This is a genomic window from Streptomyces sp. NBC_00483, assembly GCF_036013745.1.
Taxonomy (GTDB): domain Bacteria; phylum Actinomycetota; class Actinomycetes; order Streptomycetales; family Streptomycetaceae; genus Streptomyces.
On the sequence record NZ_CP107880.1, the window covers coordinates 7601055 to 7615239 of the forward strand.

The 14185-nt window shown below is 71.6% G+C and carries 15 protein-coding genes and 2 pseudogenes; 15 read left to right on the top strand and 2 right to left on the bottom strand.

Going from position 1 to position 14185, the window contains the following annotated elements:
* Positions 1–55: 55 nt before the first annotated feature.
* The 14 genes and pseudogenes from OHA73_RS34020 (at position 56) to OHA73_RS34085 (ending at position 9773) form a co-directional block, all read left to right on the top strand.
* Positions 56–412 (top strand): phage holin family protein, encoded by a 357-nt coding sequence (locus OHA73_RS34020; protein ID WP_327656957.1) that lies wholly within the window; start codon positions 56–58, stop codon positions 410–412.
* Between the two features lie 5 nt (positions 413–417).
* Positions 418–1818: an NAD(P)/FAD-dependent oxidoreductase gene (locus OHA73_RS34025; RefSeq protein WP_327656958.1), complete on the top strand. Its 1401-nt coding sequence runs from the start codon at positions 418–420 to the stop codon at positions 1816–1818.
* Positions 1815–3674 carry a transketolase gene (locus OHA73_RS34030; protein ID WP_327656959.1) on the top strand — a complete coding sequence of 620 codons (1860 nt, stop codon included), beginning with the start codon at positions 1815–1817 and terminating at the stop codon, positions 3672–3674. Before OHA73_RS34025 ends, OHA73_RS34030 begins: the two co-directional genes overlap by 4 nt.
* Positions 3675–3922: 248 nt before the next feature.
* Positions 3923–4171: pseudogene (gene ligD, locus OHA73_RS34035) on the top strand (non-homologous end-joining DNA ligase LigD); the annotation flags it as partial.
* Between the two features lie 104 nt (positions 4172–4275).
* Entirely contained in the window at positions 4276–4617 is a 342-nt protein-coding gene (locus OHA73_RS34040) for a gas vesicle protein GvpO (RefSeq protein WP_266715444.1), read from the top strand.
* An 82-nt stretch (positions 4618–4699) separates the two neighbouring features.
* On the top strand, positions 4700–5134 hold the full coding sequence (locus OHA73_RS34045; protein WP_266715445.1) for a gas vesicle structural protein GvpA: 435 nt from the start codon (positions 4700–4702) through the stop codon (positions 5132–5134).
* Positions 5131–5880, top strand: a complete 750-nt coding sequence (locus OHA73_RS34050; protein WP_327656960.1) for a GvpL/GvpF family gas vesicle protein — start codon at positions 5131–5133, stop codon at positions 5878–5880. Before OHA73_RS34045 ends, OHA73_RS34050 begins: the two co-directional genes overlap by 4 nt.
* A 4-nt stretch (positions 5881–5884) precedes the next feature.
* The gene (locus OHA73_RS34055; RefSeq protein ID WP_266715447.1) at positions 5885–6109 is read left to right on the top strand and encodes a gas vesicle protein GvpG; all 225 of its coding nucleotides are present in this window, start codon (positions 5885–5887) and stop codon (positions 6107–6109) included.
* Complete coding sequence (locus OHA73_RS34060; RefSeq protein WP_327656961.1) at positions 6106–6852, top strand: DNA primase; 747 nt, start codon at positions 6106–6108, stop codon at positions 6850–6852. The genes OHA73_RS34055 and OHA73_RS34060 overlap by 4 nt, the downstream gene beginning before the upstream one ends.
* The gene (locus tag OHA73_RS34065; protein ID WP_327656962.1) at positions 6845–7978 is read left to right on the top strand and encodes an SRPBCC family protein; all 1134 of its coding nucleotides are present in this window, start codon (positions 6845–6847) and stop codon (positions 7976–7978) included. The genes OHA73_RS34060 and OHA73_RS34065 overlap by 8 nt, the downstream gene beginning before the upstream one ends.
* Positions 7975–8292, top strand: a pseudogene (locus OHA73_RS34070) (gas vesicle protein); the annotation flags it as partial. The gene OHA73_RS34065 and the pseudogene OHA73_RS34070, both read left to right, overlap by 4 nt.
* Before the next feature lie 221 nt (positions 8293–8513).
* On the top strand, positions 8514–9305 hold the full coding sequence (locus OHA73_RS34075) for a GvpL/GvpF family gas vesicle protein (protein WP_267068621.1): 792 nt from the start codon (positions 8514–8516) through the stop codon (positions 9303–9305).
* Positions 9302–9499 carry a gas vesicle protein gene (locus tag OHA73_RS34080; RefSeq protein ID WP_266715452.1) on the top strand — a complete coding sequence of 66 codons (198 nt, stop codon included), beginning with the start codon at positions 9302–9304 and terminating at the stop codon, positions 9497–9499. The genes OHA73_RS34075 and OHA73_RS34080 overlap by 4 nt, the downstream gene beginning before the upstream one ends.
* Positions 9492–9773 carry a gas vesicle protein K gene (locus tag OHA73_RS34085; protein WP_266715453.1) on the top strand — a complete coding sequence of 94 codons (282 nt, stop codon included), beginning with the start codon at positions 9492–9494 and terminating at the stop codon, positions 9771–9773. The genes OHA73_RS34080 and OHA73_RS34085 overlap by 8 nt, the downstream gene beginning before the upstream one ends.
* A 48-nt stretch (positions 9774–9821) precedes the next feature.
* Here OHA73_RS34085 and OHA73_RS34090 read toward each other — a convergent pair whose 3' ends face one another.
* Both OHA73_RS34090 and OHA73_RS34095 read right to left on the bottom strand, forming a co-directional pair.
* Positions 9822–10643: a class I SAM-dependent methyltransferase gene (locus OHA73_RS34090; protein ID WP_267068620.1), complete on the bottom strand. Its 822-nt coding sequence runs from the start codon at positions 10641–10643 to the stop codon at positions 9822–9824.
* A 142-nt stretch (positions 10644–10785) separates the two neighbouring features.
* On the bottom strand, positions 10786–12297 hold the full coding sequence (locus OHA73_RS34095) for a bifunctional phosphatase PAP2/diacylglycerol kinase family protein (protein ID WP_266715455.1): 1512 nt from the start codon (positions 12295–12297) through the stop codon (positions 10786–10788).
* Between the two features lie 126 nt (positions 12298–12423).
* Between OHA73_RS34095 and OHA73_RS34100 the strand changes: the two genes are divergently transcribed.
* A complete protein-coding gene (locus tag OHA73_RS34100; protein ID WP_327656963.1) occupies positions 12424–14046 on the top strand; it encodes an ABC-F family ATP-binding cassette domain-containing protein in 1623 nt (540 codons plus the stop codon).
* The last annotated feature ends 139 nt before the right edge of the window (positions 14047–14185 follow it).

Genomic DNA, 14185 nt, shown 5'->3' on the forward strand with positions numbered 1-14185 from the left:
GAAGCGGGCGCGACGGCCGTCGTTACGCGGCGCGGGGCACGGGTACCCGGCGCGCATGGAACGCATGGGCGAACACATCAACGAGCAGTTGGCCGACGAGCTGGCCGGACGGGTCACGCACGCCGTGCGCGAGTCGCTGCGCGAGGAGTTCACCGCGAGCATGCGGGCGCAGCGCCGCAGGGCCATCCTGTACGCGGGAGCCGGCGCCGCCGCGCTGTACGCGGGGGCGGCCGTGGCGCTCGCGATCGGGCTCGTCCTTGCCCTCGGCATGCCGGACTGGGGTGCGGCCCTGGTGGTCGCCGTGGTGCTTGGCATCGCGGCGTACGTGCTGCGGGGCGCGGCGCGGCCCGGACGGCCCCCGGCGCCCGACGCGCCGCCGATGCCGACCGCACCGCCGACGCCGGGAGCATGAGCACCGTGAGCCGATCCCGAGTCGTCGTTGTCGGTGCCGGGTTCGCCGGATACCGGGCCGCCCGCATGCTGACGCGGGTGGCCCGCGACAGGGCCGACGTCACCCTGCTCAACCCCACCGACTACTTTCTCTACCTCCCTCTGTTGCCGCAGGTGGCCGCGGGCGCGCTCGAGCCGCGACGGGTGACCGTGTCGCTGTCCGGGACGCTGCCGCACGTGCGGCGTGTGCTCGGTGAGGCCGACGGCGTGGACCTCGACGGGCACGTCGTCTCGTACACGGACCCGGAGGGCGGGCGCGGCACCCTGGAGTACGACCGCCTCGTGCTGGCCGTCGGCAGCGTGAACAAGCTGTTGCCGGTGCCGGGCGTCGCCGAGCACGCGCACGGCTTCCGCGGCATGCCGGAGGCGCTGTACCTGCGGGACCACGTGACCCGCCAGATCGAGCTCGCCGCGGCCGCGGACAGCCCGGAGGAGTGTCGGGCCCGCTGCACCTTCGTCGTGGTCGGCGCCGGCTACACCGGCACCGAAGTCGCCGCGCAGGGGCAGCTGTTGACCGACGCGCTGGTGAAGAAACAGCCGCTGCCCCACGGGATCCGCCCGCGCTGGATGCTGCTCGACATCGCGCCGCGCGTCCTGCCGGAACTCGACCAGCACCTCTCCCGGACCGCCGACAGCGTGCTGCGCCGGCGCGGCGTCGAGATACGGAACAGGACCTCCGTGAAGGAGGCCACGAAGGCCGGAGTCCTGCTGGACGACGGCGAGTTCGTCGACACCCGTACGCTCGTGTGGTGCGTCGGCGTCCGCCCCGATCCGCTCGTCGCCGAACTCGGGCCGCCCCTCGAACGGGGGCGGCTGCTCGTCGACCCGTATCTGAACGTGCCCGGCCACCCCGAGGTGTTCGCGTGCGGCGACGCGGCCGCGGTGCCCGATCTGGAGAAGCCGGGCGAGTACACGCCGATGACCGCGCAGCACGCCTGGCGGCAGGGGCGCGTCGCGGGTCTGAACGTCGCGGCGTCCCTCGGCAAGGGTGAGCGCCGCGAGTACCGGCACAAGGACCTCGGCTTCACCGTCGACCTCGGTGGCGTGCAGGCCGCCGCGAACCCGCTCGGTATCCCGCTGTCGGGTCCGATCGCGGGCGCCGTCACCCGCGGCTACCACCTGGCCGCGATGCCCGGGAACCGGGTGCGGGTCGCCGCGGACTGGCTGCTCGACTCCGTACTGCCGCGCCAGGCCGTCCAGTTGGGCCTCGTCCGCTCCTGGTCCGTGCCGCTCGACACGGCCTCGCCGGAGCTGGCCCGCGTACCCGACGACAGCCGCGACGACCACAGTCGCGACGACCACAGCCGCGACGAAGGCAGTCGCGACAAGCAAAAGGCAGAACAGCACGACCAAGGAGGTGCCTCGTGACCACCACGTACAGCGACGCCGAACTTCAGGCACTCGGGCAGCAGTTGAGGGTCGACTCGGTCCGCGCGGCCGACGCCGCGGGCTCCGGGCACCCCACCTCGTCGATGTCCGCCGCCGACCTGATGGCCGTCCTCCTCGGTCGCCACTTCCGCTACGACTTCGACCGCCCCGCCCACCCCGGCAACGACCGCTTCGTCCTCTCCAAGGGGCACGCCTCGCCGCTCCTGTACTCGGCGTACAAGGCGGTCGGCGCGATCAACGACACCGAGCTGCTCACCTTCCGCAAGCAGGGCAGCCGGCTCGAGGGGCATCCGACGCCGCGGCGCCTGCCGTGGGTCGAGACGGCCACCGGATCGCTCGGCCAGGGGCTCCCCGTCGCGGCCGGCATCGCCTGGTCGGGCAAGCGGCTCGACCGGGTCGGCTACCAGGTGTATGTCCTGTGCGGGGACAGCGAGTTGGCGGAGGGCTCGGTGTGGGAGGCCGCCGAGTACGCCGGGTACGAGCAGCTCGACAACCTCACCGCGATCGTCGACGTCAACCGGCTCGGCCAGCGCGGACCCACCCGGCACGGCCACGACCTCGACGCCTACGCCCGCCGCTTCAAGGCCTTCGACTGGCACACCATCGTCATCGACGGGCACGACGTGGCGGAGATCGACCGCGCGTACGCGGAGGCCGCATCGACCGTCGGCCGGCCCACGGCGATCCTCGCCCGCACCCTCAAGGGCAAGGGTGTCGCGGCGGTGGAGGACCGCGAGGGCGCGCACGGCAAGCCGCTGCCGGACGCCGCGGAGGCCATCGAGGAGCTCGGCGGCGACCGCGGCGTACGCGTGTCGGTGCAGGAGCCGCCGGCCGCGCGCATCCTGCACGCGGTGCGCAGCGGGCGCCTCGACCTGCCGCGCTTCGACGTCGGCGACGAGGTCGCCACCCGCGACGCCTACGGACAGGCGCTCACCGCCCTCGGTTCCGCGCGCGGCGACGTCGTCGCGCTCGACGGCGAGGTCGGTGACTCCACGCGCACGGAGATGTTCGCGAAGGAGCACCCCGAGCGGTACGGCGAGCTCTACATCGCCGAGCAGCAACTCATCGCCACGAGCGTGGGGTTGAGCGCCCGTGGGTGGCTTCCGTACGCGGGGACCTTCGCGGCGTTCCTCACCCGCGCGCACGACTTCATCCGCATGGCGTCCATCAGCGGGGCGGACATCAACCTCGTCGGTTCGCACGCGGGCGTCGCGATCGGGCAGGACGGCCCGTCCCAAATGGGTCTCGAGGACCTGGCGATGTTCCGTGCGATCCACGACACCACCGTCCTCTACCCCTGCGACGCGAACCAGACTGCCCAACTCATCGCGAACATGGCCGACTTGACCGGAATCCGCTACCTGCGTACGTCGCGCGGGGCGGCGCCGGTGATCTACCCGCCGCACGAGGAGTTCCCGGTGGGCGGCAGCAAGGTGCTGCGCTCCGGGGACGGTGACCGGGTGACGGTCGTCGCGGCGGGTGTCACGGTCCATGAGGCGCTGAAGGCGGCGGACGAGCTGGCCGCGGCGGGCATTCCGGTCCGCGTGATCGACCTGTACTCGGTGAAGCCGGTCGACCGGCGCACTTTGCGGGAGGCGGCGCGGGCCACCGGGTGTCTGCTGACGGTGGAGGACCACCGGGAGCAGGGTGGCATCGGGGACGCGGTCGCGGAGGCCTTCTCCGACGGGGAGCCGGCTCCGAGGTTCGTGCGGTTGGGGGTCCGTACGATGCCGGGGTCTGCGACGCCGGGGGAGGAGTTGGCGGCGGCGGGTATCGATGCGGCGGGGATCGTGGCGGCGGTCGGCTTGCTGGTCGAGCACGCGGTGACGTCATGACCCCGTGGTTACGCCCCTGGGGCTCCGCCCCAGACCCCGCGCCTCAATCGCCGGCGGGGCTTAAAAGATCGGGGCTCTGCCCCGGACCCCGCGAGTCTCGTCCCAGAGCGGGGCTTGAAATATCAAGCCCCGCCGGCGATTGAGGCGCGGGGGCCGGGGCAGAGCCCCGCAGCCGTAACGCCGGTGCAGCGGATCAGGAAGGAGGCCCCCCAAGACGGACCACCGTGACGTGGAAGTTCAGCGGCCCGTGCGACGACACCGCCACCCTGATCTTCCTCGTCGACCAGGCCGCCCTCACCCTGCACCGCTGGCTGTCCCGCGTCGACGACATCGACCACCCCGACCGGCTGGTCTTCGACCTTGACCCGTACGAGGACGGGAACGGGGACGACTTCGAGGCGGTGCGCGAGGCCGCCCGCCAACTGCACGCGCTGCTGTACGAACTGGGCCTGCCCAGCGCCCCGATGGCCACCGGCTCCCGCGGCGTCCACGTCGTCGGCAGGGGCCGCTCGCTCGGCCCGGCCTGGAGCAAACTCCGGTCACGGTAGGGGAGTTGAGGTTTGCTTCGGGGGGTTGTGGAGACTCGGTGACCGAGGCTGCCATGACATACACAAAGAAGACGCAAGCGTCGTCGGAGCGAGAGCCCGACGACGAAGAGACCACCGAGGCGGGCGGCGCACCAGGCCCGATGGAAGTGCTGCGCGAGGCGCGCACCCAGCTGGCGGAGCTCACCGGGATGGCGGCCGAGACGGTGTCGTCCTTCGAACGCACCGAGGACGGCTGGGAGTTGGAGATCGAGGTGCTCGAAATGGCCCGGGTCCCCGACACCATGAGCCTGCTGGCGAGCTACCAGGTGAGCCTGGACCCGCACGGCGTCCTGACCGGCTACCGGCGCATCCGCCGCTACGAGCGGGGACGCTCCGAGTCGGCACACGGCCAATAGGCCCCCGCGCCCCGCCTCGAACGACCGCGCATCGAACGCTGCGCACTACACAGACCTACACAGACAGGGAGGGCCGGCCTTCATGACCGTTGTCCCCGCACAACAGTCAGGCGGCGGTGGTGGCACCAGCGGCCTGTACGACGTACTCGAACTCGTCCTGGACCGCGGGATCGTCATCGACGCGTTCGTCCGTGTCTCGCTGGTCGGCATCGAGATCCTGAAGATCGACGTCAGGGTCGTCATCGCCAGCGTCGACACCTATCTCCGCTTCGCCGAGGCCTGCAACAGGCTCGACCTGGAGGCCGGGCCGAAGCGCAGTCCCGGACTGCCCGACCTCGTCGGTGAGATCACCGAATCCGGCGCGCGCGGCAAGTCCAAGGGCGCGCTCTCCGGTGCCGCGCAGACCGTCTCCGACGCCTTCAACCAGGCGCGCGAGGAGGGGCAGGCGGAGCCGAGGCGGTCCGGTTCCGGCGGTCGCAGGCCGTCGACGAGCCGTCGGAAGGAGGAGCAGGAGTGAGCGGCACATACATCTACGGCATCGCGAGCACCGAACACCCCTCGCTGCCCGCCGGAATGGGCGGCATCGGTGAACCGGCCCGCGAAGTGCGCGTCGTGAAGGAGGGGCCGCTCGCCGCGATCGTCAGCGAGTCCCCGGAGAATCTGCGGCCCAAGCGCCGCGACCTGCTCGCCCACCAGAGCGTGCTCTCCGAGGCGGGCGCCGGGGGACCGGTGCTGCCGATGCGGTTCGGCTCCCTCGCCCCCGACGACGAGTCGGTGACGGCGGTCCTCGCCGAGCGCGCCGACCACTACCTGGAGCGGCTGCAGGCACTCGACGGCAAGTCCGAGTACAACGTCAAGGCGCAGCACGACGAGGAAGCAGTGCTGCACCAGGTGATGGTCGACAACCCCGAGCTCCGCTCCCTGACCGAGGCCAACAGGAAGTCGGGCGGCGGCAGTTACGAGGACCGGCTGCGGCTGGGCGAACTGGTCGTGTCCGCCGTGCAGACCCGCGAGTCCGAGGACGCCGTCGAGCTCCAGCAGCTGCTGGAACCCACGGCCGCCGCGGTGTCGACGGGGCCCGAGAGCACGGGCTGGCTGGCCAACATCTCGTTCCTCGTCGACAAGAAGGCGGCCGAGCACTTCCTCGCCGCCGTCGAGGAAGTGCGACAGAGCCACTCCCACCTCGACATCACCGTCCACGGGCCGCTGCCCCCGTACAGCTTCGTCGATCCGGGCCCTTCGGAGCCCGCGGCCACGGAGTGAGCCCATGGGCCTGATCTCGGAGGTACTGCTGCTGCCGCTCGCTCCGGTGCGCGGATCCCTGTGGGCCATGGAGCAGGTGCTCGCCGAGGCCGAGCGGCAGTACTACGACCCGGCGGCCGTACGGGCCGAACTCTCCCGCCTGGAAGAGAAGTTGGTGGCCGGTGAGATCGACCAGGAAACGTTCGACCGCGTCGAGGACGAGCTCCTCGACCGTCTGGAGGGACCGTGAACCGAACAGCGCTCGGCCTCGCGATAGGGGCCGGTTACGTCTTGGGACGTACGAAGAAGATGAAGCTGGCGATCGCCGTCGGCACGATGGTCGCGGGCAAGCGGCTGAACCTGAGCCCGCGTGCGCTCGGCGAGATGGTGACCACGCAGTTGCAGAACAACCCGCAGTTCAAGGAGATCGGCGACCAGCTCCGTGAGGATCTGCGCGGAGTAGGAAAGGCGGCCTCGGGCGCGCTCGTCGAGCGCCAGATCGAGGGCCTCGCGGGACGGCTGCACAGCCGTACGCAGGGCGTGCGCGACCAGATCTCGGGCGTCGCCCCTGACGTGGACGACGTGCGCGACGCCGGGCGGAAGGTCACCGGGGTCGTTCCTGGCTCCCGCGGCGCGGACGACGAGCGGGCCGAGGACGAGCCGTACGACGACGCGTACCCGGAAGAGGCCTCGTACGACGAGGACAAGGACCGCGACGACGCCTCGTACGACGAGACCGAGGACAGGAGCGAGGCCGCGGACGAGGGCGAGGCCGAGAACCGGAGCGACGAAGGTGACGGCCGCCGTCGGCGGAGTCCCGCCCGGGCGAGCGGCTCCGGCGGGGAGAAGCGGGCCGCCACGGAGCGGGCCTCCGGCAAGGCGCCCGCCAAGAAGAAGAGCGCCGCCGCGAAGGCGACGGGCGGCGCGCGTGGCACCGTCAAGACCGGGCGCGCCGCGTCCGGCGCCGCGAAGGGAGGCCGGAGCCGTGGCTGACAACAACAAGGCCGGCACGGGGGCGATCGGCGGCCTCGCCCAGAGCGCCGCCGCGGATCACCTCAAGTCCGAACTCCAGGAGTACCTCGCCGCGCAGGCCCAGCGGCTGCTGATGGGCGCGGGTCGCCAGCTCGGCGGGGCGACGGTCAAGCTCAATGACATCGCCCAGGGCAACAGCCCCGGCTTCGCGAAGCTGGCGCTCGACGGCGGCCGCAAGCTCGCCGAGGGCAAGGGCCCGGTGCGCAGCGCCGTGGAACTCGGCGCCGGACGCCTGAAGGACAACGTGAAGAACGCCTTCAAGGGGCTCGCGGGCGGCAAGGGGAAGAGCAAGGGCGGCGCGGGCAAGAAGCCCACCGTCATCATGGAGTTCATCGACGTGGGCGTCGATCTGCGGACCGCCTACGACCAGTGGACGCAGTACCAGGAGTTCAGCACGTTCGCGAAGGGCGTCAAGAGCGCGAACCGGGCCGACGACACCACGTCGGACTGGCAGCTCAAGATCTTCTGGTCCAACCGGAGTTGGAAGGCCACCACCACCGAGCAGGTGCCGGACGACCGGATCCAGTGGACGTCGGAGGGGGCCAAGGGTACGTCGAAGGGTGTCATCTCCTTCCACCCGATGGCCGACCGGCTCACCCGGGTGCTACTGATCATCGAGTACTACCCGAAGGGCCTGTTCGAGAAGACAGGAAACATCTGGCGCGCCCAGGGCCGCCGGGCCCGCCTCGACCTCAAGCACTTCGCGCGGTTCGTGACACTGCGCGGCGAGGCGAGCGACGGATGGCGCGGCGAGATCCAGGACGGCGAGGTCGTCCTCACCCACGAGGACGCGCTCGCCCAGGAGGAGGAGGCCGGAAAGCCCTCGGACGAGTACGACGCCGAGCACTCCGACTCCGAGGACGCCGAAGGGGCCGAGGGCTCCGAAGAGACCGGAGAGTACGGCTCCCAGGAGTACGAGGACGAGGACTCCGAGCGCGGGCCCGAGGACTCCGAACCCTTGCCCGAGGAGGACGAGGGCGAGCTCGAGGACGAGGTCGAGGAGTACGAATCCGATGAGGAGCCCGATGACGAGCCCGAGCCGCCGGCCCGGCAGCGTCAGCGGGCCGGTGCCGGGGCCCGTCGATGACGACGGCGAGCCGACATCCGGAGCCGTTCGGGGGTGGCGGCGGGGCCAACCTCGCCGACATCCTGGAACGGGTCCTGGACAAGGGCATCGTGATCGCGGGTGACATCCGCATCAACCTGCTCGACATCGAACTGCTCACCATCAAACTGCGTCTCATCGTCGCCTCGGTCGACAAGGCCAAGGAGATGGGCATCGACTGGTGGGAGGACGACCCCGCCCTCTCCTCGGGTGCCCGCCGCAAGGAACTCGCAAAGGAGAACGCCGAGTTGAAGCAGCGGCTGGCCGAGCTCGAGGAGGGGAGCGGGAGCCGGCAGATCGAGGCGCGCGACGACGCGCGCGGCGAGAGGCGCGAAGAGAGGCGTGACGAGAGGCGCGGCGAGAGGCGCAGGGAGACCCGAGGAGAGAGCCGCGGAGACAGCCGAGCAGAGAGCCGCGGAGACACTCGTGGAGAGAGCCGCGGGGACAGTCGCGGGGACAGTCGCGGAGAGGGCCGCGGCGAGAGGCGTACTGAGAGGCGCAACGAGAGGGGGACGGCGTGACCACCGACGAGCCGTACGAGCCGCGCGAGCTGCGCTACGTGTACGCCGTGTGCCACCCGCTCGATGCCCCGCTCCAGGCCGAACTCACCGGCGTGGCGGGCGCCCCGCCCCGGCAGCTCGAGCACCAGGGCCTCGTCGCGGTCGTCGGCTCCGTGCCCGAACGGGACTTCGCCGAGGCGCCGCTCCACGCCCACCTGGAGGACCTGGACTGGCTCACCGAGACGGCCCGCGCCCACCAGAACGTGATCGCCGCGCTCACCACGGTCACCAGCCCGCTCCCGCTGCGCCTCGCCACGGTCTTTCGTGACGACGCGGGCGTACGGCTCATGATGGAGCAGGAGGAGCGGCGCTTCCGCGCGGGCCTCGACCGCCTCGCGGGGCGCGTGGAGTGGGGTGTGAAGGTGTACGTCGAGGAGCCTGAGGCCCCCGCGCCCGCCGCTGGGCCGGCCACCTCCGGCCGTGACTATCTGCGCCGCCGCCGCGCCGAGCGCACCGCGCGCGACGACACCTGGCGGCGCGCCGAAGGCTTCGCACAGGAGCTGCACGACGAGCTGTCCCTGCACGCCGCGCACACCCGCGTGCACCCGCCGCAGAACCCGGAACTCTCCCGCGTCAGCGGCCTGAACGTGCTCAACGCGGCGTATCTCGTGGAACGTTCGGACGCCGAGGAGTTCGTGGAGCGGGTCGACGCGACGAAGGACCGCGAGCCGGATCTGCGGGTCGAGCTGACCGGGCCGTGGGCGGGCTACTCGTTCACGGCCGACGACGATGAAGAGGGGCAGACGTGACGGTCGTCGAACGGCGCGAGATCGCCCTGGTGGACCTCCTCGACCGGCTGCTCGCGGGCGGCGTCGTCCTCGCAGGGGACGTCACCCTGCGCATCGCCGATGTCGACCTGGTGCGCATCGATCTCAACGCCCTGATCAGCTCGGTGAACGAGCAAGTGCCCTCGCCCTGGCCGGAGGTGATGAACGATGAGTGAACGCCGCCGCATCGAACTGGAACCCGACACGGTCGAGCGCGACCTGATGAAGCTCGTCCTCACCCTCGTCGAGCTGCTGCGCCAGCTCATGGAGCGGCAGGCGGTCCGCCGCTTCGACCTCGGTGATCTGACGGAGGACCAGGAGGAGCGGGTCGGTCTCACCCTGATGCTCCTGGAGGACCGCATGGAGCAGCTGCGGGAGCGCTACGGGCTGCGGCCCGAGGACCTGAACATCGACCTCGGACCGCTGGGCCCGCTGCTGCCCCGCAGCTGAACCACCTTGTCGGCTGCGGGACTTACGGCATCAGCGGGACTTGTGGCGTCAGCGGGGCTTGCGGCAGAGGATCTCCCCGTGCAGCACGCCGAACCACGCGTCCTCGTGCGTGCCCCACTCGCGCCACGCCTGCGACACGGCCGTCAGCTGCTCCGGCGTCGCGTGGCCGCCGCCCGTCGCCCGCTCGGCGTACGCGGAGGCCAGCGTGCGGTCCGCCCACAGCCCGCTCCACCAGGAGATCTCCTCGGGCGTCGAGTAGCACCAGTTGCCGGCGGAGCACGTGATGTCCTCCTGCGCGAAACCGGCCTTCAGGGCCCATGACTTGAGGAAGCGCCCGGCGTCCGGCTCGCCGCCGTTGGCGCGGGTGACCCGCTCGTACAGGTCCAGCCAGTCGTCCATGGCGGGCAGCCGCGGGAACCAGGAGAACGCCGCGTAGTCGGACTCCCGCACGGCGATGTACCCGCCCGGCTTCGTCACCCGGCGCATCTCGCGCAGCGCCTGCACCGGGTCGCCCACGTGCTGGAGCACCTGGTGCGCGTGCACGACGCAGAACGTGTCGTCCGGCCAGTCGAGCGCGTGCACGTCGGCCGTCGTGAAGTCGACGTTGGTCAGGCCCCGTTCGGCGGCAGTGGCGCGCGCCTGGTCCAGGATGCCCTCGGCGTGATCGGCGCCGGTGACATGCCCGTCGGGGACCAGTTCGGCCAGATCCGCGGTGATGGTGCCGGGGCCGCAGCCGATGTCCAGGATCTTCATGTGCGGCTTGAGCGAGTCGAGCAGGTAGGCCGCCGAGTTGGCGGCGGTGCGCCAGGTGTGCGAGCGGAGCACGGACTCGTGGTGTCCGTGGGTGTATACGGCGGTCTCCTGAGGCATGACTCGGTCCCTTCGCGTACGGCGGACTGCCGGGAACGCCTGCCCCCGACGGTTCGATCACCGTACGCCCGCGAGCCGCATTGTGAGATACCCGTCTTGAATAGTGGACCGATGAAGGTTGCTGGAGGATCGCGGGATCGGGTCAGAGCACCGAGTGCGGCCGGTACACGCGCAGCCCCTCGTGCTCCTTGTCCACCCACAACTCCCCACCGCACTCGGTGACTTCACCGTCGAACGCGAGGGGGGTGCCGGGTGCCACGCCGTCCACCCGCAGTCGCGTCAGGCGGGTCGCCGTGTGGAACGGCGAGCGGGACAGCGGCCCCGAGAGGGCCGCCGCGAGCAGCCGCACACCGGGCAGCCGGCCGCCGTCCACCGTGCGCACGTCGAGCAGGCCGTCGGCCAGGTTCGCGCGCCGGCCCGCGGTGAGGCCCATCCGCCGGTACGTGCAGTTCCCGGCGAACAGCAGCCACAACGGCCGCTTCCTGCCCTGCAGTTCGACGCTCAGCGGATGGTCGCGGCGCAGCACGTACATGGCCCCCACGACATCCGCGAGCCGTCCGCCGACCCGCCCCGACCAGCGCTCACGCTCCCGCACCAGCTCCGGATAGGCGCCCAGGCTCAGGGTGTTGAGGAAGATCCCGGAGCCGTGCCCGGACGAGAAGCGGCCCACGTCCACGGCGACCGCGTGACCGCCCTCGACGGCGCCCACCAGATCGCCGGTGTCCTCGATGCCGAGGTCGTACGCGAAGTGGTTGAGGGTGCCGCCGGGCAGCACCGCGAGCGGCAGATCGTGCCGGAGCGCCACGCGCGCGGCCGTGTTCACGGACCCGTCGCCGCCCGAGATGCCGAGCGCGCGGGCGCGCGGCGCCGCCTTCTCCAGCTGCTGCTCGAGGTCGCCGCCGGTGCACTCGATGTATTCGGCGAGGGGCAGCGCGTCCCGCAGGGCCCGCACACGCTCCGGGGTGCCCGCCCCGGTGTTCACGACCATCACGAGGCCCTCGCCGCCCGGCAGCGCCGGCACGTCGTCCACCAGGGGACGGCCCGGCGCCGGCAGCTGGTCGCGGGTAGGCACCAGGCCGCGTACGGCGAACGCCGCACCCGCGCCGAGGGCCGCGCCCGCGAGGACGTCGGCGGGGAAGTGGGCGCCGGTGTAGACGCGGGAGGCCGCCACGGAGAAGGCCACGGGGGCGACGAGCGCGCCCAGACCACGGGACTCCAGGGCCACGCCCGTCGCGAAGGCCGCGGCGGAGGCCGAGTGCCCGGACGGGAACGAGGTCGTGAACGGCTGCCGCTTCAGCCGGCGGACCAGCGGCACCGGGTCGAGATCCGGCCGCGCCCGGCGCACCGAGCGCTTCCCGAGGGTGTTGATGGTGGCCGAGGCGAGCGCGAGAGAGGCCACTCCGCGCACGGCGGCCCGGCGGGCGCGCGGCGATCCGGACACCGCGAGGGCCCCGCCCACCGCGAACCACAGCACACCGTGGTTCGCGGATTTGCTCAGGCGCGGCAGGATCCGCTCGGCGCCCGGCCAGTTCGCTCCCGCGGCGAACTCGAAGACGCGCAGATCGAGTGCGGCGAGCCGGGCGCGCAACGTCGGGGGCGCGGGTGGCGTCGAATCAAGGAGGGGACCCGAGGTGAACGGCTTCAGCGAATTCATGGACTTCAAATTCAGTGACTTCAGGGGCGACATGCGTGACTGGTACCCCGGCGAGGGGTCCGCATCCGGTGCGCTCAGGCCAATTCGTTTGCCCGTCACCCGCACGGGCGTCCAGAATGCGGGATCATGGGACATCTGGAAGCGGCACATCTTGAGTACTACCTCCCCGACGGGAGGGCGCTGCTCGGCGATGTCTCGTTCCGGGTCGGCGAGGGCGCGGTCGTCGCGCTCGTCGGGCCGAACGGAGCGGGCAAGACGACCCTCCTGCGACTGATCTCCGGCGAGCTGCGGCCGCACGGAGGCTCGGTCACCGTCGGCGGCGGCCTCGGCGTGATGCGCCAGTTCGTGGGGTCTGTCCGTGACGAGACGACCGTCCGTGACCTCCTCGTATCGGTGTCCACGCCGCGCATCCGGGAGGCGGCGAAGGCGGTCGACGAGGCCGAGCACCTGATCATGACCGTCGACGACGAGGCCGCGCAGATGAGCTACGCGCAGGCCCTCTCCGACTGGGCCGAGGCACAGGGCTACGAGGCGGAGACCCTCTGGGACATGTGCACGACGGCGGCGCTGGGCATGCCGTACGACAAGGCGCAGTTCCGCGAGGTGAGCACCCTCTCGGGCGGCGAACAGAAGCGCCTCGTCCTGGAGGCGCTGCTGCGCGGCACGGACGAGGTCCTCCTCCTCGACGAGCCGGACAACTATCTGGACGTCCCCGGCAAGCGCTGGCTGGAGGAGAAGCTCCGCGAGACCCGCAAGACGGTCCTGTTCGTCTCCCACGACCGGGAGCTCCTCGCCCGCTCCGCGGAGAAGATCGTCAGCGTCGAGCCGAGCCCCGGCGGGGCCGACGCGTGGGTGCACGGCGGCGGCTTCGCCACGTACCACGAGGCGCGCCGCGAGCGTTTCGCGCGCTTCGAGGAGCTGCGCCGCCGCTGGGACGAGAAGCACGCGCAGCTGAAGAAGCTCGTGGTCAACCTGCGGCAGGCGGCTTCCGTCAGCCACGAAATGGCGTCCCGTTACGCGGCGGCGCAGACGCGGCTGCGCAAGTTCGAGGAGGCGGGCCCGCCGCCGGAGCCGCCGCGCGAGCAGGACATCACGATGCGCCTGAAGGGCGGCCGCACCGGTATCCGGGCGGTGACCTGCGAGAACCTTGAGCTGACCGGCCTGATGAAGCCCTTCTCGCTGGAGGTCTTCTACGGCGAGCGGGTCGCGGTCCTCGGTTCGAACGGCTCGGGAAAGTCGCACTTCCTGCGGCTGCTCGCGGGCGACGACTCCGTGGGGCACACCGGCGCGTGGAAGCTCGGTGCGCGCGTGGTGCCGGGGCACTTCGCCCAGACCCACGCCCACCCCGAGCTCCAGGGCCGGCCGCTCCTCGACATCCTGTGGCGCGACCACGCGAAGGACAAGGGGGCGGCGATGTCCCTGCTCCGTCGCTACGAGCTGACGGCGCAGGCGGAGCAGAAGTTCGAGCGGCTGTCGGGTGGCCAGCAGGCCCGCTTCCAGATCCTGCTGCTCGAGCTCGAGGGGGCGACCGCGCTGCTGCTGGACGAGCCCACGGACAACCTCGACCTGGAGTCGGCGGAGGCGCTTCAGGAGGGCCTGGAGTCCTTCGACGGCACGGTCCTCGCGGTCACCCACGACCGCTGGTTCGCCCGCGCCTTCGACCGCTACCTGGTCTTCGGCTCGGACGGCCAGGTCCGCGAGACGCAGGACCCGGTCTGGGACGAACGCCGGGTGGACCGCGCCAGGTAACGGGGCTCCGCCCCGGACCCCGCTGCTCAATCGCCGCAGGGGCTTGATCCATCAAGCCCCTGCGGCGATTGATGGATCAAGCCCGATCGCCGGTGGGCATTTCCAGCCCCGCCGGCGATTGAGGCGCGGGGTCCGGGGC

What these genes read in the sequence shown, in the direction of transcription:
- OHA73_RS34095 (WP_266715455.1), bottom strand. Translation starts at nt 12,297, where the DNA reads ATGAATTCGCTGAAGCCGTTCACCTCGGGTCCCCTCCTTGATTCGACG.
- OHA73_RS34045 (WP_266715445.1), top strand. Translation starts at nt 4,700, where the DNA reads ATGACCGTTGTCCCCGCACAACAGTCAGGCGGCGGTGGTGGCACCAGC.
- OHA73_RS34085 (WP_266715453.1), top strand. Translation starts at nt 9,492, where the DNA reads ATGAGTGAACGCCGCCGCATCGAACTGGAACCCGACACGGTCGAGCGC.
- OHA73_RS34090 (WP_267068620.1), bottom strand. Translation starts at nt 10,643, where the DNA reads ATGCCTCAGGAGACCGCCGTATACACCCACGGACACCACGAGTCCGTG.
- OHA73_RS34020 (WP_327656957.1), top strand. Translation starts at nt 56, where the DNA reads ATGGAACGCATGGGCGAACACATCAACGAGCAGTTGGCCGACGAGCTG.
- OHA73_RS34040 (WP_266715444.1), top strand. Translation starts at nt 4,276, where the DNA reads ATGACATACACAAAGAAGACGCAAGCGTCGTCGGAGCGAGAGCCCGAC.
- OHA73_RS34100 (WP_327656963.1), top strand. Translation starts at nt 12,424, where the DNA reads ATGGGACATCTGGAAGCGGCACATCTTGAGTACTACCTCCCCGACGGG.
- OHA73_RS34055 (WP_266715447.1), top strand. Translation starts at nt 5,885, where the DNA reads ATGGGCCTGATCTCGGAGGTACTGCTGCTGCCGCTCGCTCCGGTGCGC.